The organism is Flavobacterium endoglycinae, assembly GCF_017352115.1.
In the GTDB taxonomy this organism is placed as follows: domain Bacteria; phylum Bacteroidota; class Bacteroidia; order Flavobacteriales; family Flavobacteriaceae; genus Flavobacterium; species Flavobacterium endoglycinae.
On the sequence record NZ_CP071448.1, the window covers coordinates 1,282,543 to 1,302,785 of the forward strand.

A 20,243-nucleotide genomic window follows, 5' to 3' on the forward strand; every position below is an offset into this window, starting at 1 on the left:
TTAAAAGCTAAAGTCAACACCAAAAGAATAGGTCTTAAGATTTGGGAAGGCACCATTATCAAAGCCTCTTTCAAAAATATTACTGTTTGTAAATTCAGGATCTAAACCTTTATATTTCGTGATCGTAATAATATTTTGTGCTGAAAGGCTTAATCTTACTCTCGAAATACCTGAGTTTTTCAACACTGTTTCTGGTAAGTTATATCCAAATCCAATGTATTTAAGTCTAATGAAATCTCCATTTTCTAAGAAACGGTCGCTGTCTCCTCTTGAATTTAAAGTAGAACCTTTTGTAACTCTAGGAAAATCAGTATTTGGATTTTCTGGTGTCCAAGGCTGAATCCCTCTTCTGTAGTTACTGTTGTCATCAAAACGATCCACAACACTTCTAAATCCGTTATAAACAGTAGCTCCATGAGAAGCAATCCAGTTCATAGAAAAATCAAAACCTTTGTATTCTGCTCCTGCGTTGAATCCCATTTCAAATTCAGGCCAAGGACTTCCTACAATATCTTTATCAGCACTTGTAATTTGTCCGTCGCCGTTAACATCTTTAAAACGAATATCACCCGGTACAGCATTTGGCATAATTACCTTTCCTTCTGCATTTTTGTAGTTGTTGATTTCTTGCTGGTTTTGGAACAATCCATCAGTTTGCAACACATACCACATTCCTACTGGCATTCCTGCTCTAGTAATGGTATTTCCTGAAATATTTTCATTTTGTCCGTTACCTAATGAAACGAGTTTGTTGTTAATTTTTGTAAAGTTTACAGAAGCATTAAATGAGAAATCATTGATTTTTTTGCTATAAGCCAATTCAATTTCAAAACCTTTATTTTCAACTGTTGCCGCATTCGAAATTGGATTTCCTCCATCGTTTCCAGTCGTTAATAAAATTGGGAAACCAAATAATACATCTTCTGTACGAGCGATAAAATAATCGGCAGTAAGACGAAGATCATTATTTAAAACGCCAAGATCTAAACCAAAGTTGGTTTGTTTCAATTTCTCCCAACGCAATTGCTCATTTGATAATTTTACCTGAGCTGCAGAAGGATATAACGTTTGGTCTTTACCTAATACAATTTGTCCGAAATTGTTAACAAAGCTTTTGTATTCGTAATTTCCAATATTACCAGAACCTAATTCACCATAACTTGCTCTTAATTTTAAATCTTTAATAAACTGAGATTTAAAGAACGATTCGTTGCTTACTCTCCATCCTGCAGAAAGAGAAGGGAAATTCCCCCATTTGTTTGCATCACTGAATCTTGATGAACCATCGCGTCTTAAAACAGCATTAAACAAATAACGGTTATCATAATTGTATTCTATTCTTCCTAAATAAGAAGCAAGTGCCGCTTCGTTAATATAACCTCCAACAACCGGCGAATTTCCTTGGTTTAAAACCTCATAATATTGCCCTGTTCCTGAATTGATTGGAAGATTTCTCTTTTCTCCGTAAATAATGTCATATTTATCTTTTTGGAAAGTCTGACCTACTAAAACCGTAACATCATGTTTTCCAAATTCTTTTTTGAAAGTCAATGTATTTTCAAATAACATTGTTTCAGATCTTGCTTTGTTTTGATTGGTAATAGATGGATCTATAGGCTGGTTTAATGTCCAGTTACCCACTTTTCTCATGTATTTATACGAATCAAAACTAGTTTCATATCCAAAGTTGAAACGGTATTTTAACCATGGAGCAAATTTTAATTCAGACCAGATATTTCCTCTAATTCTGAAATTTTGATTGATTGTATTTGAAAAATCAGCAAGTGCCAGAGGATTGGTACCAAATGTATCGGCAACACCTTGTTTTCCGTAACCATATCCACCTGGATTAGACGGATCGTAAAGCGGAATGGTTGGTGTCATTCTGTACACATCAATAATTGGCGCTCCAGACATTTCATCTGTTTTTGCATTACTAATTGCTAAGTTTTCTCCAATGCTGAAAATTCCTTTTGTACCGCTTGAATTTACACGAAATGAAATTCTGTCGAAATCTGTTCCTACCACGGTTCCTTCATTTCCAAAATAATTTCCAGACATGAAAAAGGATGAATTTTCACTTCCTCCAGAAAAACTCGCATTATAATCCTGCATCATTCCAGTTTTAAAAACCGCATCCTGCCAGTCTGTATCGACAGCCATATTTAGGTTTTGTCTTGGAAGTCCTGCATTATCATACGCCATGTTGTTGTATTTTGCAAACTCTTCAGTTCCCATTAAATCGTAACGAGGCATAACTGTAAAACTGCTTTTTGCAGAAACTTCTATCTTAAGCGGTCCTTTTTTACCTTTTTTAGTCGTAATGATGATGACACCATTTGCTGCTCTGGAACCATAAATTGCCGCTGCAGAGGCATCTTTTAAAACCTGAATGCTTTCGATATCATTTGGGTTAAAATCTCTATTCCCACTAGTCACAATACCATCAATAACATATAATGGATTTGTATTTTGAAGATTTTTAAGTCCGCGGATTTCAACACTCGCTTCTTGTCCAGGGCGTCCACCGCCTCGAACTTTAACTCCGGTAACCAAACCCTGAAGTCCGTCGGCCACTGTTGTAACCTGACGTTTTTGGATTTCTTCGGCTTTTACTAAAGAAACCGCACCTGTAAGGTCTTTTTTCTGTTGAGAACCGTAACCTACTACCACTATCTCATCTAGTTTCATAGCGTCTTCGGCCAATACGGCATCTACAGTTGTTTTATTGTTAATCGCAATTTCTGTAGTTTTAAATCCCTGTGAGCTAAAAACCAGCGTTTGATTGGCTCCTGCTGTAATTTTATATCTTCCGTCAAAATCGGTAACGGCACCTGTTTTAGTGTCTTTAACAAGTACATTGGCAAACGGAATTGGTTCTCCTGTTGCAGAAGCCACTTTTCCCGTTATGGTTATTTGCTGTGCGTACGTTTGTTGTAGTAATAAACTAAAGAAAAACAAGAGGCAATATCTCTTCTTTAAAATTTGAGTGAACTTTGTTTTCATTGATTTTTCATTTTAGATAGTTTTCATTTTGTGGTTGGTTGGAAATTGGTTTAAATTTTAGTCATCTCTAATTCGGGCCGATAAGAATTTTAAAAAGCCCGCTAATAATAATTCGTTCATTTTGATGCAAAATTGTTAATGATATACTTTTTCAAACTTTATTTTATTGATGCAATATTTTTTGAGCTTAAAAATTATCAATATGATTTATTTGAAATGTCAAAGTAGATGATTTAAATTCAAAATAAAATGCTTCATTTGTGTCAATTTCTATTTCAAATGATTCAAATTGTACAAAAAAGGTCAAATAAATAGCGACTTGCAACATTTTGTTGAAAATTGACACGATTTGCAGAAGTCTCGATTTTATCCTAAAAAACACAGCTATGCGTAAATTCTTTCTTTTATTAGTTTTATTCATTTTTTCGCAAAATTTTATTCATGCGCAGGAATATTATTTTAAACATTTTCAGGTGGAAGAAGGACTTTCTAACAATACCGTTTTGACTTCTTTACAAGATGAAGATGGTTTTATGTGGTTTGGAACCAAAGACGGTTTAAACCGATTTGACGGTTATCGTTTTAAAACCTACCGAAGCAATCTCGATCCTATTCATAGTTTAGGAAGTAATTATATTCAGTCACTGCATGAATATAAAGGCATCATTTGGGTGGGAACCGATAAAGGTTTGTATCAATACAATAAAAAAAATGATCAGTTTACGGTTTTAAATGAAGCCATAAATGATCGTATTAACGACATTAATCATGATAGACACGGAAATATCTGGTTTGTATCAGGAAACATTCTTTATAAATATTCGACCATTAAAAAGGAAACCAAGACTTTTAACCCCAACAAATATTTTATTGCTACTTCGATTTCACGCGATGCCAACGGCGAAATCTGGGCTTCTTCTTTAAATAAAATATATCGTTATTCTGAAGAAAGTCTTTCGTTTGAAAATATTCCGATTACACCTCCAGCCAATTCTTCCAATTTTAGAATTACCACAATTTATGCTTTGGACAAAAATAATATCGTGATTGGAACGCAGGACGATGGCGTTTTGATTTATAACATTCAAAAGAAAACCACTTCGAATCTAGAATTTTCATCAAAAAAACCAGTTTATGTGCGTCAGTTCAAAAAGAAAGACAATTGTGAACTTTGGATTGCCAGCGAATCTGGAATTTACGTTTGCAACCTGATTACCAAAACGACGGTAAATCTTAGAAAAAATTACAACGATCCGTATGCGATTTCAGATAATGCGGCTTACTGCATTACTATTGATAAAGAAAACGGAATCTGGGTAGGAACTTATTTTGGCGGTATTAATTACCATCAAAAACAATATACACAGTTTAAAAAATATTTTCCGCAGAAAGGTCAAAACTCCATCAGCGGAAGCGCCGTAAGAGAAATTCACAAAGACGATTATGGCGATTTATGGATTGGTACCGAAGATGCAGGTTTAAACCGATTCAACCCAAAAACGCAGACTTTTACTTCGTATCTGCCAAACGGAAGTCCAAACAGCGTTTCGTACTATAATATTCACGCTTTAATGCCTAGAAAAGACAAAATCTGGATTGGAACTTTTGAACATGGCATGGATGTTTTAGACCGAAATTCGGGAAATGTCATTAAACATTACAGCGCCAATAATCCAGCAACCGGACTGCACAGCAATTTTATTTTTTCTTTTTATGAAACTAAAAAAGACGAATTAATTGTTATAACCACAATGGGATTGTATCGCTACAACGAACAGAAAGATACATTTGATATTTTGAAAACTTTCCCAGAAACCACTCATTATACAACCTATAAAGAAGACAGCGACGGAAATCTGTGGGCAGGAAGTTACCGCGATGGTTTGTTTTATTACAATCCAAAATCAGGAAAAAGAGAAGTTTTTATTTATGATTATAAAAACACAAAAGGCATCAGCAACAATTCGATCAATTATATTTTTGAAGACAGTTCGAAAAATCTTTGGTTTGCCACCGAAAACGGACTGAATTTATTTGATAAAAAAACAAGAACGTTTAAAAAATTCACCACCAAAAACGGACTTCCTAGCAATGTGGTCTATTCGATTTTAGAAGATAACAATAAGAATTTATGGCTTACGACTTCAAAAGGTCTTGTACAGTTTAGTCTGAATCATAAAGGTGTAAAAATCTACACAACGGCAAATGGTTTATTGAGCGATCAGTTTAATTATGCATCGGCTTTTAAAGATACAAACGGCGATATGTATTTTGGAAACTTAAACGGAATGATCAGCTTCAATCCGAAGAATTTCACCAAAAACAAATACACGCCTTCGATTTTTATTACCAATCTTCAGATTAATAATAAAGATATTGATGTTAACGAAACCGATTCTCCGCTTACAAATTCGATTTCGCATATTGACGAATTGCAACTCGATAACAATCAAGCATCATTTAATCTCGAATTTGCCTCTTTAAATTATACCGCTCCAGAACTAACCGAATATTGGTATCAGCTTGAAAATGTAAACAACGACTGGGTTTATCTCGAAAGAAACAACAAAGTCTTTTTTACCGAATTAGCGCCAGGCGATTATGTTTTTAAAGTAAAATCGCTGAATAGTTTTGGCGTTTGGAGTAAAGAAGTGAAACTTAAAATCAGAATTCTGCCTCCGTTCTGGGCGAGTAATTATGCGTATTTTTTCTATTTTCTGCTCATTTGCGGTTCATTATATTATGTTATTCGTTATTCTAATAATCTGACTGAAATTAAAAATAACCGTAAAATAAAACATCTAAATGACGAAAAAGAAAAAGAAATCTATCAAGCCAAAATTGACTTTTTTACCAATGTAGCGCACGAAATTAGAACACCGCTTACGCTTATAAAAGGTCCTTTGGAAAAACTTCTAGTAATGGAACATCAATCCGTTGAAGTGCCGCAGAATCTTTCGATCATGAAGAAAAATACTTCACGATTGCTAAAACTGGTAAACGAATTATTGGATTTCCGTAAATCCGAAATCGGCGGCTTGAAACTTACTTTCGTAGAAGCCAATATTTCGTCAATGGTTCGGAATTTACATTTGCGTTTCAGCCAATTAATTGAAGAGCGCGGGATTGAGTTTGAACTTGAACTGGGCGATAAAGACATTTTTGCTTTTGTGGATAAAGAAGCGTTCAAAAAAATTCTGAGCAATTTGATGAACAACGCCATTAAATATTCAAAAGATAAAGTTTCGATTACGCTTTTTAGAGATGAAAAGAAACTGACTTTAACTGTAAAAAATGATGGGAATTTGATTCCGTTTCAATTAAAAGATAAAATTTTCGAACCGTTTTTCAGGGTCGATAATTCTGATACCGCTTCGGGAACGGGAATTGGACTTTCTCTGGCACATTCTCTGGCACAACTGCACAACGGAAATCTGCAATTGGTTCCAGATGTACAACTGAATATTTTTGAACTTATAGTACCGCTTCGTCAGGAAGAAGAATTTATGTTTTATAATGAACCTGAAATCGAAGAAATGGAAACCGAAACTATTGTTGAGGTTGAAAACAAATACGAAAAAACACAAATTCTTGTCGTAGAAGACAATGAAGATTTACTGCATTTTATTACAACCGAACTTTCTTCGCATTACACTATTTTCAAAGCTGATAATGGCGAAAATGCATTGAAAATCATTCATAACGAAAACATTCAGCTCGTTATCAGCGATGTTTCGATGCCGGTTATGGATGGAATCACGTTGTGTAAAGAAATCAAAACGAATCTAGAAACGAGTCATATTCCCGTGATTTTGCTTACTGCGAAAAACTCACTGAAATCACAAATTGATGGTTTGGAAGTGGGTGCCGATGCCTATATCGCCAAACCTTTCTCAATGGATTATTTAAAAGTTCAAGCGCATAATTTGATCGAAAACCGAAAACAGATTATGAATTATTATGCAAGTTCTCCGCTTTCGCACATTAAAAGCATTGCGCACAATAAAACCGACGAAAAGTTTTTGAAAAAACTCGATGAAGAAATCCTAAAAAACATAACCGATCCCGATTTGAGCGTAGAATCTTTAGCCGAAATCATGAATATGAGCCGTTCAACTCTGTACCGAAAAATTAAAGACATTTCGAATCTAAGTCCGAATGAGCTGATCAATATTGTGCGTTTAAAACGCGCTGCCGAACTGCTTTTAACCGAAAATTACAAAATGTACGAAATCGCCGAAATGGTAGGTTACAAATCGCAAACCAGTTTCGGACGTAATTTCCAGAAGCATTTTACAATGTCGCCTTCGGATTATATTGCTATGAATAGGTAGTTTTTAGTTTGCAGTCGCAGTTTGGAGTTCAGTGTAATTGTGGAATATTTGTTATGGACATTCGTTGTTTAGACGCACTGCTGTGCGTCTCTACGAAATAAAATGAGGCAAAACAACAATAATACACAAGATCATCTGTAGAGACGCACAGCAGTGCGTCTTACGCTTGAGATACAAAATGAAATGTATTAAGTAAGAAAAAATCACTATTTTTAAACTAACCTTCATTTTTGTACTATGACCGATAAATCACAACTTTTAAGTTCCATTTTCAAACATCTAGATGGTTTAGTTACTGCTCCAGTGGCAATAGCACTCCAAAACAAAGCTGTTTTAAAATTTATTTTAAAACAGAAACAGATAAAATTATCTGAACTTACAGCGATTTTTAATGCCAATGAAGGCTATCTAAATATTGGTTTAAGAGTTTTGGCTTCGCAGGGATTTCTGGAATATGAAGTTGATAATAAAACTCAGGAAATTACGATTTCGGTAAATGAAAAAACGGAAATTGCTTTTTCACTTTTTCCTTTATATGAAGATGTTGTGGCGCTGCTTCAATTGTCGATTCAGTTTCATCCGCGTTTGTTTGAAGATACACCGTTTGAAAAACTCAATGTTATTTTCGAAAAATATAAAACAAAATACGGAATTAAACCTTCTGCCGATCCTTTAACAAACAGCATACAGGAGCAGATTTTAAAACATATCGAAGGTTATTTAATTGGTCCCACAATCGTACGGCTGGCCATGAACGGAATGTTTCATAAATATTTTATGGAAACATCTTTCAGACCCGAAGAGTTTCATAAATCACCAGAAAATTTTAAAAAGATATTAGACTTTTTTGTGCATTTGGGTTGGTTTCTCGAAAAAAACGGTAATTATCAATTTACAGAAGCAGGTTTATTTTTCGCCAAAAGAGCCAGCGCTTACGGCGTTACAGTTTCTTATCTGCCCACATTCGCCAAAACCGAAGAACTCATTTTTGGAAATCCAGATGTTTTAAGAACCGCTGAAGGTGAAAACGAAATCCACGTCGATCGTGAAATGAATGTTTGGGGAAGCGGCGGTGCTCATGATACGTATTTTAAAGTGGTTGACGAAATTCTGATCAAACTTTTTAATCTTCCTATTGAAGAACAGCCCAAAGGAATTCTCGATATGGGCTGCGGAAATGGCGCTTTCCTGCAGCATATTTTTGAAGTCATCGACAGGCAGACTTTGAGAGGAAAAATGCTCGATGAATATCCGTTATTTTTAGTTGGTGCCGATTATAATCAAACGGCTTTAAAAGTAACGAGAGCCAATCTTATAAAAGCTGATATTTGGGCAAAAGTAATCTGGGGCGATATTGGCCGTCCTGATTTACTGGCAAATGATCTCAAGGAGAATTATAATATCGATTTAAAAGACCTTTTGAACGTAAGAACTTTTCTAGATCATAACAGAATCTGGCAGGAACCTAAACAGATCCATGAAAACAGAGTCAGCACTTCGACAGGTGCATTTGCTTACAGAGGAAAGAGAATCAGTAACAATTTGGTTGAGGACAATCTTTTGGAACATTTACAAAAATGGTCGCCATATGTGCATAAATTTGGTCTGCTTTTGATTGAACTTCATACCATAAATCCAAAACTGACTGCCAATAATTTAGGCCGAACTCCCGCAACAGCTTATGATGCTACTCACGGATTTTCTGACCAATATATTGTTGAAATCGACGTTTTTAATGCAATTGCAGCAGAAGCAGGTTTGTTTCCAGATCAATCAATTTTTAAGCGATTCCCAGATGCTGATACGGCTTCAGTGAGTATTAATTTATTGAAAGGGAAATGAGTTTTTTATTCTGTTAGTAAACATTCTCTTTCTGGATTTAAATAATCGAGTTGTTTGTCTTCAAAAAGTTGTTCTAAGGCTTCACAACCTTCTTCGATTTTATAATCTCTTTCTTTTTCAGTAATAGGAATCAGCCAATAACAGTGAAATATTTGCCGGTTGAAACTAAATAATTCCATTTCCTCACCATCAAGGTAAGGCAGTGAAATAAAACAATGATCACACTTAGAATTACCCAGCCATGGTTTCCCAATATTCATGGTGTGGTGTATGTTTAATGGTCTTAAATTTCGGTGATATGATGCACAAACAGTGATTAACTCAACCAAAGAAGAATCCTGTTGAGGTGAAAATACAAATAGTTCTATTAAATTATCATCTTCTCTTTCTAGTGACATTCCAACTGAGCAATAAACCCAAAAATCGTGACGGTCATTCGGTTTAAACTCCAAAACAAAAAAGTCAGGATGCAATTTTTCTCTTGGTCCTTTTTCTAAAATTAATGGTTGCCCTGAAATACCAAAATAATTTTCATAATGATCTTTTAACTGCTCAACATACATTGTCGATTCTTGATTCTTCATTTATTATTTCTTAGTAATTTATTCTCCAGCTAATTGCTCAATCAGCTGTAATCGTTTTACAATAGTGTTTTTCTCTAAAATAGTTCCCGGCGATAAAACAGCGTTCGCTCCTACTCTCGAATTATCTCCCAATAGCGAACCAAATTTATCAGAATGCGTATTGATGATCTTGTCTTTGTAAATAACGGATATGTTTTTAATTTTTCGTTCGTTGTAATGATTGGCGCAGATCGAACCGGCTTCAAAATTAATATTTTGTCCAATCAAGCTGTTTCCGATATAATTAAAATGCGCCACTGCCGAATTATCCGAAATAAATGACTGCTTAATTTCGGACCCTGGACCAATTTTTACTGATTTTCCCAACAGAATTGGTCCGCGTAAATAAGCATGTGCGCCAATGTAAACGTCTTCAGAAATAATAACTGTTCCTTTCAAAGTGACGCCTTGTTCGATAATCGCATTTTTATGAATGGCAATATTTCCTTCAATTGTATAATCAGATGAAAGTTGTTTTATTTTCTGTAAAAGAATAGTATCGAGATCGTTAACAATATCCCAAGGTTCTGTATTCGAAACATAATCTGGAAAGTAAAAGTCAAAATTCTCTATAAAATCTATTGTTTTTATCATGGTCTTAAGCTTAAAAAAAGTATTTATAAATTATCTTATAAAAATAAAACTTTAAAAAATGGGAAATCTTGTATTATCTCAAAATAAATTAGTTGACAAAGGCAACTAATTTTATATATTTGCATTTATAATACAATATTTAAAAAACATGAGTACAACGACTTCAAAAATTAGAAGTTTCAATCGATTCTATACAGCACATTTAGACATTTTAAGCCAGCATTATTTAGATAGTGAATATTCGCTAACCGAGATACGAATCCTTTATGAAATCAGCGAAAGCAAACTTATAACAGCACAAAAAATCACTGAAATTTTAAATCTGGATAAAGGATATTTAAGCCGAATTTTAAAACGTTTTTTAAAGGAAAATCTAATTGTAAAAGTCGCTTCGGCAGAAGATAAACGTGCTTTTAATATTAAACTGACTGAAACAGGAAATGAGCTTCTTTCTATTTTAAATGCGAAATCTGAAAGTAAAATCGAAGGTAAAATTGAAAAACTAAATCCCTCTGAAAAAGAGATTTTAGTAAGTTCGATGCATACCGTAAGAAATCTGCTCACGGAAAGTAAAATAGCCCGAGAAGAGATTACTTACCGACATGAAATTACGCCCGGCGATATTGGTTATATCATCCATCTGCACGGCGCTATTTATGGCAAAGAATATAATTTCTCCACCGATTTTGAAAAATATGTCATCAAGACTTTTTATGATTTCTTAGGAAAATATTCTCCTGAAAATGACCGTATCTGGATGGCAGAATACAATAATAAAATTGTGGGTTGTGTTGCAATTGTACATCAGTCAAATGAAGAAGCTCAATTGAGATGGTTTCTTCTCGATCCTGCTTTTAGAGGACTTGGAATTGGCAAAAAACTGCTTTCTGATGCTATTGATTTTTGCAAAGAGAAGAAATTTAAAAACGTGTTTTTGCTTACCACAAATTTACAAGACAAAGCACTTCAAATGTATAAGATGATAGGATTTGAACTTACTCAATCTGAAGAAGTTCAAGAATGGGGAAAAACGTTTAACGAAGAACGTTACGATTTGAAATTAAATTAAAATATAAATCCTCCAAAATCAGTTTGAATTTGAAGGTTTGTATTTTTTTGAATCATTTACTCTAGAATTTTTTTATTGTTTATTGTTTTAAAGCATAAATATAACCAATTCCTTTTTCGCCATTTTCTAGCTGATATTCGGTTTGAATTCGAATATACCCATCACCTTCAAATTCATCGAGATAATCCCAACGTGCAGTCAAATCTTCCGAAAATAAAACATATGCGTTTATAATTTCGGCTTCATCATAATTTGCAGGAGTAAAACCATGATATCCTAAAGAAGAGCCCCATCCACCTTCCAGTAATTTGCCTTTTATTGTCGCTTTTTTCCATTCGCCTTTAATCGGATCCATAATCGAATGATTGGATTCACCCGGAGCGAGTGATCCATAAATGATTAAAGCTGGAATTGTTTCTATATTGTTCATCTAACTTATTTGTTTTTTTAAGCCTTTAATCCCATCCCTTTAGAAATGAAACTTCGTGAGCTGAATATGTACTAAAGCTACGGAATTATTGGATTTTATCACAGTAAATTCGACAAGATAGCGATATAAACAGGTTTACTAATCATAAAAAAGCCCTTTATCGTAAAGGGCTTGAATAATTGTATCGCTTATTTTAGCTTAAAGATTCATCTTTTTAGCATCTTCAACAAATTGTTTCAGACCAATATCGGTTAACGGATGCTTCAATAATCCTTTTATTGCAGAAAGCGGACCTGTCATAACATCTGATCCTATTTTAGCGCAATTGATAATATGCATTGTGTGTCTTACCGAAGCAGAAAGTATCTGGGTTTGATAATTGTAATTATCGTAGATTTCTCTAATTTCTGAAATTAAATGCATTCCGTCTGTCGAAACATCATCTAGACGACCTAAAAACGGAGAAACATAAGTCGCTCCTGCTTTTGCAGCAAGCAATGCCTGACCTGCAGAAAACACTAAAGTTACATTGGTGCGAATTCCTTTTGAAGAAAAATATTTGCATGCTTTTACTCCATCGCCAATCATAGGCAATTTAACCACAATCTGCGGATGCAAAGCGGCCAATTCTTCTCCTTCTCTTACCATTCCTTCAAAATCGGTTGAGATTACCTCAGCCGATACATCACCGTCAACAATATTGCAGATAGCCAGATAATGATTTAAGATGTTTTGTTTTCCGGTAATTCCTTCTTTTGCCATTAAAGACGGATTGGTGGTTACGCCGTCTAAAACGCCTAAAGCCTGCGCTTCTTCAATATCTTGAAGATTAGCAGTATCAATAAAAAATTTCATGTTTTTTGGTTTTTGGTTAAATACTATTTTGCGTAAAAAAAACTTTGTCGAAGTTTTAAAACTTTGACAAAGTTCTTTAGGAGTTCTAGTGAGAAAAATGTGTATTTTGATTGATTCTGCTCTTCAAAAAACCTTCAATAAAAAATTAACTCACTATTATTTTTTATCAAACTGGCTCAATTTTACTATTTTGAATAAAAGAAAAAGCAACTAAACCTTAAATCAATTCTCTCCATTCAAAATTGAAAACTAGGCCATTATCTCAATACACATTTCTCAATTTAATCTAAAAAGCGCTTTTTAATAATTTATAATCTTATTTAAAAAATCTAGAGCTTTTTAGATGTTTTTATCTCACTAATATTTTATATAAACTTTATATAAACCTAACTTTTTAAAATCTTTTAGGTTCAATTGATATTCAAAAAATCTAAACCAATTAAATGTATTGGTTGATGATGTTTTCAAACAATTCTTGTTTACCGCTTTGAAGATTTAATTCTCCATTTTCGTGAGCGATGTTGTAAAGATCTTTTAAACCTAATTTTCCATCGGCGAAATCTTTACCTTTTCCAGAATCAAATGAGCTGTATCTTTCTTTTCTTAACTTCTCGTATGGAGAAGAAGAAATAATTTTATCAGCAGTCAGTAAAGCTCTTGCAAAAGTATCAGCTCCACCAATATGGGCTAAGAAAACATCTTCTAAGTCTGTAGAATTTCTTCTGATTTTAGCATCAAAATTAACTCCACCGCCTTGCAATCCGCCAGCTTTTAAGAAAACCAACATTGCTTCAGTAGTTTCCTGAATGTTATTTGGGAACTGGTCTGTATCCCATCCGTTTTGGTAATCACCTCTGTTCGCATCGATACTTCCTAACATTCCAGCTTTTGCAGCCACTTCCAATTCGTGTTGGAACGTATGTTGTGCCAAAGTAGCGTGGTTTACCTCAATGTTGATTTTGAAGTCTTTGTCTAAACCGTATTCTTTTAAGAATCCAATTGCAGTTGCAGAGTCAAAATCGTATTGGTGTTTAGATGGCTCCATTGGTTTTGGTTCGATGAAGAAAGTTCCTTTAAAACCTTGCGCTCTTGCATAATCTCTAGCCATTGTTAAGAATTGCGCCATGTGATCTAATTCTCTTCCCATATCTGTGTTTAGTAAAGACATATAACCTTCTCTACCTCCCCAGAATACGTAGTTTTCTCCTCCTAAAGCAATTGTAGCATCCAAAGCTAGTTTTACTTGTCCTCCGGCTCTTGCCACAACATTAAAATCAGGATTTGTCGCAGCACCGTTCATAAATCTTGGATTTGAGAAACAGTTAGAAGTTCCCCAAAGCAATTTAATTCCAGATTCTGCTTTTTTCTGTTTTAAATAATCTGTAATAAAAGCCAAACGTTTTTCTGATTCTGCGAAAGTTGGTCCTTCGTTAATTAAATCGTAATCGTGGAAACAGAAATAATCGAATCCCATTTTGCTGATGAATTCAAAAGCAGCATCCGCTTTATCTTTTGCTGCCTGATACGGATCTGATGATGCATCCCAAGCAAAATTTTGAGTTCCAGGCCCGAACGGATCGCTCCCTTGTCCGCAGAATGTATGCCAGTAAGCAATCGCAAATTTAAAGTGCTCACGCATTGTTTTTCCAGCTACAACTTGGTCTGGATTGTAATATTTAAACGCCAAAGGATTATCAGATTCTTTTCCTTCAAACTTAATTTGGCCAATACCTTTGTAGTATTCTTTATCTCCTAAAACTATCATTTGTTTTTTATTTAGTTGTTAATATTAATTCTAATTCTTGTTTCCATTTTTTATAAGCCACTTCATAAGGCTCTTTATTGTGCAGTGGCAAAAACGTCATTACGTGGTCATTATCACTTACATTAGCTCCAAATTTACTGTAATCGCCGTCTTTCAAACCAACCGCTCTAGCTGCTCCAACCGCTCCCGTTGTATTGTAAATTTCGATTTCGTGGCCAATTAAAGTTGCTACAGTATTGGAGAAAATCTCCGAACGGAAAAGATTATCATTTCCTGCTCTAATTACATTAATTGTGGCATTATCATCTTTTAGACACTCCATTCCGTACACAAAAGAAAAAGCAATTCCTTCAAGAGAAGCTCTAAATAAATGCGCACTGTTATGAATGTTCAAATTCAGATTTAAGAAATGTGTCCCAATCGTTTTGTTATTAAACATACGCTCTGCCCCATTCCCAAATGGAATAACGACAAGGCCTTCAGATCCAATCTCCACATTCGAAGCCTTTTCATTCATTGCCTCATAGCTTTCGTTGCCCATATTATTGCGAAGCCATCTGTACTGAATTCCCGCTCCGTTAATATTTAAAAGTTTACCAACTCTTGGCGTTTCTAATTCGTAGTTTACGTGAACAAAGTTGTTTACTCTCGTGCTTTTTCCAGACGACATTTCGCTAACGGCATAAAAAACACCAGATGTCCCGCCTGTCGCGGCAACCTCTCCAGGATTCAGCACATTTAATGATAAAGCATTATTAGGCTGATCCCCTGCCCTATACACAATCGGAATTCCAACAGGAAGACCAGATTCTTGAGAAGCTTTTTCAGTCACAACACCTTGATTGGTAAAATTTTCTACAATTTTTGGCGTCAAAGAGCTATCAATTCCATAATAGTCCAAAAGCCAATCGGCTACTTTATTTTCTTTATAATCCCAAAGCATTCCTTCAGACAAACCATTTTTGGTTGTCGTTACTTCGCCAGTTAATTTCAAAGCGATATAATCTCCCGGAAGCATGTATTTGTCAATTTTGCTATACAGCTGAGGTTCGTTTTCTTTCACCCATTTTAGTTTTGAAGCGGTGAAATTTCCAGGCGAATTCAATAAATGCATCATGCATTTTTCTTCTCCAATTTCTGCAAAAGCTTTATTCCCAATTTCAACCGCACGGCTATCGCACCAGATAATTGAATTTCGCAACGGAGTACCTTGTTGATCCACAATTACCAATCCGTGCATTTGGTACGAAATACCAATTCCCTGAATTTTAGAAGCATCGATATTCGATTCTTTAATTGCCCTTTTTGTTGCCGTACAAATGTGCTGCCACCAAATTTCTGGATCCTGTTCTGCCCAATCTGGGTGAATGGAAAGGATTTCCATTTCGTTTTGAGGCTCATTCAAAACAATGATTTTTTTGCCTGTTTCTGCTTCTACCAAGGCTGCCTTGACAGAAGAACTTCCAATATCATAACCGATATAATACATAACTTACAATGATTCTCTTATTATTAATTTTGTCGGCACATAACATTTCGTTTCTTCGTCATGCGTAATAAATGCCGCTGCTTTGGTTCCTAGTTCTTTGAAGTCAGTCGAAACAACTGAAATCCCTTTGTATATAAATTTCTTCATTGGCGTTTCATTGTACGAAAGAAAACCAACATCTTTTCCGGGTTCAAAATCCTTTTCTTTACATTGCTCTAAAAAGTGTCCCAAAATCCTGTCGCTTACACTGATATAGGCAATTCCTTTCTCAATATTGAACTTTTTCGGATCTGTGATAATGTCGTATTGAAAACCAAAATCAGCACAGAATTTCTTAAAAAATTCTACCGTTTCCCAAGGGTGATTCGTAAAATCCGGATATACAAAATCTATTTTTTTATACTTTTTAAACAAATCAACCGCTTCTTTTAAAGCATCATAAAAGGCTTTTCCGAAATCCTGAAAAACATAATTATTGGCTTTGTCAGCCCTAATATTCCAGTCAATCAAAAGCAATTTATCCTTTGAAATTGCGGACAAAGCTGGCGTAATATCCTTATGGTCAAAATTCATCACCACATATTTGTAATACTTCCCGATTCCGTTATTAATGATTGTTTTAAAAACATCAATATTATAATGGTGAAACTGCACATCAATAATCACATTATCTGGCAGATTATTCACAACCGAATGATACAAAACCTCTTTGTAAGCCTTAAACGTATCCAAAACCAAAAGCACTTTTCTAGTTTCGCCAGCTACATAATAGCCTTTGTTCGGCACAGAATCGATTACTTTTTGATCTTTTAAAATCGAATACGCCTTAAAAACCGTGTCTCTCGAAAGCTGATATGTTTTGCAGATCACATTTACAGACGGAAGCAAGTCTCCCTTTTGCAAAATATTCTCCGCAATCGCATTGGTAATCCCGTCAACCAGCTGCTGATACTTCGGAATATCACTTTCGTGATTGATTATAAATTCAAATTTTTCTTCTTCTTTTAGCATACCGTTCTGTTCCGTTCTGTTATGCTAAAGTAGCTAAAAATCTTTTACAAAAAATTATTTTTAAGTTTAAAATTGTTATTTTTTAAATGTGTTAATCTTTATAATTTGGGCGTGCCCCGCCGAAAAAAGCGGGTCGGGCTATCCGCTACAAGTCCTCGTCTCGTCAAAAGACGAGACTGTGGGCTTTTCACTTCTATCCCTCACGCAAAACGGTTTCATGAGAGATGACGGAACATTATTTTTTCAAAAACTTAGCAATATAATTTAATCGTAAAGTTTGCAAAGTTTATGTTAAGAACGCAAAGAGTTTCGCCACAGTTTTTGTCATTTAGACGTAAGTATAAATCTTTGCAAGTAACTCCACGAAGATTCTTAACAATATTAAAAACATAGCCCAAGGTTTCAACCTTGGAGACACAGCAAATGGAATACATTGCGTACCCAAGGTTGAAACCTTGGGCTATGTTCAAATAGATGTTTGCACCTCTTAGTTTGTCATTTCAATCGAATGGAAACCTAGTAATAGTGACACATGAAGCAAAACACAATAGAAACTCCGTACAGAATTTCAATGATCTTTGTAGAATCCCGCGTAAAATCTCTCCTTCAGTAGAGTTAACAAACGCAACGTAAAGAAATAAACTTCAAACACAACCGATTGTATTTTTTATGAAATTTTTTTACAAAAAAAACTTAATCGATTAATCTTCTTATCCCGTAAGGATCAATTGTGATAATTGAACCGTCTTTTAAATAATCGATTTTGGTTACTTTCATGCTTCTCAAATGCGTAACGCCTTTTGATAAACTTGAATCGTGGTAAAATAAATACCATTCTCCATCTACTTCGCAGATCGAATGATGTGAGGTCCAGCCCACAACCGGATTTAAAATTCTTCCTTGATATGTAAACGGTCCGTACGGATTGTCGCCAATCGCGTAACAGATAAAATGTGTGTCTCCTGTAGAATACGAGAAATAGTATTTCCCATTATACTTATGAACCCATGAAGCTTCAAAAAAACGGCGATCGTTATCACCCGCAAGGATTTCATTTCCATTTTCATCCAAAATTTTAATTTCTTTCGGCTCTTCTGCAAATTCCAGCATATCATCTCTAAGCAAAGCCACAATTGGCCCCAAGGCTTTTTCTTCTGCCAAAGGTTCTTCATTATTTTGATCGTATTTATTATTTCTGTACTTCTGAAGCTGTCCGCCCCAAATGCCGCCAAAATAGATGTAATGCTTTCCATCTTCATCTTCAAAAACAGCCGGATCAATACTATAACTACCCTTTATCGCTTCTTTTTCGGGAATAAAAGGCCCGACAGGCGAATCTGATATGGCAACTCCAATCTGGAATATTCCATCGGCGCGTTTGGCAGGGAAATACAAATAATATTTTCCATTTTTATAGGCTGCATCTGGTGCCCACATTTGTTTTTCGGCCCAGGCCACATCGTCTACATGCAAGGCTACTCCGTTATCAACTGCTTCTGATGAGATGTCGTCCATAGAAAAAACGTGATAATCTTCCATCCCGAAATGATCTCCATTGTCATTAAATGGAATTCCAGCATCGATGTCGTGCGACGGATAAATATAAATTTTACCATTGAATACATGCGCCGAAGGATCGGCTGTATAAATATGTGATACTAAAGGCTTTGAAATCGCCAGTTCATTAATCTGCTCAAAATTAATGTGTTCAATGCTGTCTTCAGGCATAGTGATATTTTGTTTAAAAAATTAAGTTCTTCTTTCTTTTAGTTCTGTTTCAATCTGCACTTCCATTTCTTTATTGATTTTATAGAAAAACAGCAATCCAGCTCCGATTAAAAAAGGGATTGCAGGGAAAATACTCACTAATAATTTGATTCCGTTTATAGCTGTTTCTGATTGCTGAGAAGTATTTGGAACATAATGGAAATACCCTAAAAATAATGTCGTTAAAGCTCCTCCAATACTTAATCCTGTTTTTAGCCCAACCATCATCGCAGAGAAAATTATTGCCGTGGCACGACGGTTATTCAGCCACTCTGAATAATCAGCCACATCAGCAATCATTGCCCAAAGAATCGGGATGGTGATTCCGTAGAAAAATCCATGTAAAATTTGAGAGAGAAATATCAATCCGATAGATGTGGATGGGAAAAAGTAAAAAGCAATAATAAACAGGGTTGAAATAAACAGAAATAGTCCAAAAACATTTCGTTTCCCGTATTTATCGGCTAAATTTTTAGATAAGGTAATCCCGACAATCATAAAGATAATGCCGCCTGCATTGAATAAACCAAAACCTGCAGAAACAGGATCGTTGCCAAAATGATTCAACCCGATTGTAGTTAGAAAATCCAGAATAGGCTGAATAAAAGCTGTCAGCTGTTCTTTATTGACGTAGTTTTCGAAATAATACACATACGAACCGCCTTTCATTGCTAATGTTACAAAAACCAAAGTGGTGAGCGTAAGCATAATGATCCAAGGTCTGTTTTTGATTAAATCGCTTAAATCTTCTTTAACGCTTGATTTTTGTTCTGGTTTCGGAATGATTCTTTCTTTTGTGGTTAAAAAAGTAATCAAAAGCATGATCGTTCCAATAATTGCCAAAGCGGTCATTACTTTTTCGATTCCGACTGCTTTATCGCCATTACCAGCACTTTTAATAATTCCGAGCATGAAAACCTGAACAAAAAATTGGGCAAACATAACGGCCACAAAACGGTATGATGACATACTGTTTCGTTCTTTCATATCGCCTGTAATTACGCCGCTTAAAGCAGAATACGGCAGGTTGTTTCCAGCATAAAAAAGCAATAATAAAGTATAGGTTACAACGGCATAAATTACTTTTCCTTTATACGAGAAATCAGGAGTAGAAAATGCTAATAAAGCCACCACTCCAAGCGGAATCGCAGTTATTAAAATCCATGGCCTGAATTTTCCCCATTTAGTACTCGTTCTGTCTGCCAAAACCCCAATAATAGGATTAAAAATAAAGGCCGCAATCAAACCCACGATCAGCATAATGATTGAAGAATCGGTTGGCGATAAGCCGTAAATATCGGTATAAAAATACGCCAGATACGTCATCAAAGTCTGAAAAACCAAATTAGCAGCCAAGTCTCCTAAGCTGTATCCAATTTTTTCTTTGATGGATAGTTTTTGTGAAATGTTAGTCATTCGTGGTTTTTGTGGTTAGTTAGTTCTATCCTGTAAAGTTTT

At 35.0% G+C, this 20,243-nt stretch carries 13 protein-coding genes; 3 read left to right on the top strand and 10 right to left on the bottom strand.

Annotated features, from left to right (window positions below):
* Positions 1 to 3,006 (bottom strand): SusC/RagA family TonB-linked outer membrane protein, encoded by a 3,006-nt coding sequence (locus tag J0383_RS05480; RefSeq protein WP_207297439.1) that lies wholly within the window; start codon positions 3,004 to 3,006, stop codon positions 1 to 3.
* Between the two features lie 386 nt (positions 3,007 to 3,392).
* Between J0383_RS05480 and J0383_RS05485 the strand changes: the two genes are divergently transcribed.
* Positions 3,393 to 7,340: a hybrid sensor histidine kinase/response regulator gene (locus J0383_RS05485; protein WP_207297440.1), complete on the top strand. Its 3,948-nt coding sequence runs from the start codon at positions 3,393 to 3,395 to the stop codon at positions 7,338 to 7,340.
* 237 nt (positions 7,341 to 7,577) lie between these two features.
* On the top strand, positions 7,578 to 9,182 hold the full coding sequence (locus J0383_RS05490) for a class I SAM-dependent methyltransferase (RefSeq protein WP_207297441.1): 1,605 nt from the start codon (positions 7,578 to 7,580) through the stop codon (positions 9,180 to 9,182).
* 5 nt (positions 9,183 to 9,187) lie between these two features.
* Here J0383_RS05490 and J0383_RS05495 read toward each other — a convergent pair whose 3' ends face one another.
* Together J0383_RS05495 and J0383_RS05500 are read right to left on the bottom strand one after the other, a co-directional pair.
* Positions 9,188 to 9,766, bottom strand: a complete 579-nt coding sequence (locus tag J0383_RS05495; protein ID WP_207297442.1) for a suppressor of fused domain protein — start codon at positions 9,764 to 9,766, stop codon at positions 9,188 to 9,190.
* 18 nt (positions 9,767 to 9,784) lie between these two features.
* A complete protein-coding gene (locus J0383_RS05500) occupies positions 9,785 to 10,399 on the bottom strand; it encodes a DapH/DapD/GlmU-related protein (RefSeq protein WP_207297443.1) in 615 nt (204 codons plus the stop codon).
* Between the two features lie 148 nt (positions 10,400 to 10,547).
* Between J0383_RS05500 and J0383_RS05505 the strand changes: the two genes are divergently transcribed.
* The gene (locus J0383_RS05505) at positions 10,548 to 11,468 is read left to right on the top strand and encodes a bifunctional helix-turn-helix transcriptional regulator/GNAT family N-acetyltransferase (RefSeq protein WP_207297444.1); all 921 of its coding nucleotides are present in this window, start codon (positions 10,548 to 10,550) and stop codon (positions 11,466 to 11,468) included.
* Positions 11,469 to 11,547: 79 nt separating this feature from the next.
* On the opposite strand, the gene J0383_RS05510 is transcribed toward J0383_RS05505, so the two are convergent.
* From J0383_RS05510 to J0383_RS05540, 7 genes are all read right to left on the bottom strand, one after another.
* Complete coding sequence (locus J0383_RS05510) at positions 11,548 to 11,898, bottom strand: gamma-glutamylcyclotransferase family protein (protein ID WP_207297445.1); 351 nt, start codon at positions 11,896 to 11,898, stop codon at positions 11,548 to 11,550.
* Positions 11,899 to 12,096: 198 nt separating this feature from the next.
* Positions 12,097 to 12,753: a fructose-6-phosphate aldolase gene (gene fsa / locus J0383_RS05515; RefSeq protein WP_207297446.1), complete on the bottom strand. Its 657-nt coding sequence runs from the start codon at positions 12,751 to 12,753 to the stop codon at positions 12,097 to 12,099.
* A gap of 439 nt (positions 12,754 to 13,192) precedes the next feature.
* Complete coding sequence (xylA, locus tag J0383_RS05520; protein ID WP_207297447.1) at positions 13,193 to 14,518, bottom strand: xylose isomerase; 1,326 nt, start codon at positions 14,516 to 14,518, stop codon at positions 13,193 to 13,195.
* 7 nt (positions 14,519 to 14,525) lie between these two features.
* Entirely contained in the window at positions 14,526 to 16,007 is a 1,482-nt protein-coding gene (locus J0383_RS05525; RefSeq protein WP_207297448.1) for a xylulokinase, read from the bottom strand.
* 3 nt (positions 16,008 to 16,010) lie between these two features.
* Positions 16,011 to 17,018, bottom strand: a complete 1,008-nt coding sequence (locus J0383_RS05530; RefSeq protein WP_207297449.1) for a GntR family transcriptional regulator — start codon at positions 17,016 to 17,018, stop codon at positions 16,011 to 16,013.
* 693 nt (positions 17,019 to 17,711) lie between these two features.
* Complete coding sequence (locus J0383_RS05535) at positions 17,712 to 18,746, bottom strand: glycoside hydrolase family 43 protein (protein WP_207297450.1); 1,035 nt, start codon at positions 18,744 to 18,746, stop codon at positions 17,712 to 17,714.
* 21 nt (positions 18,747 to 18,767) lie between these two features.
* Complete coding sequence (locus tag J0383_RS05540; protein WP_207297451.1) at positions 18,768 to 20,201, bottom strand: MFS transporter; 1,434 nt, start codon at positions 20,199 to 20,201, stop codon at positions 18,768 to 18,770.
* Between the last annotated feature and the right edge of the window lie 42 nt (positions 20,202 to 20,243).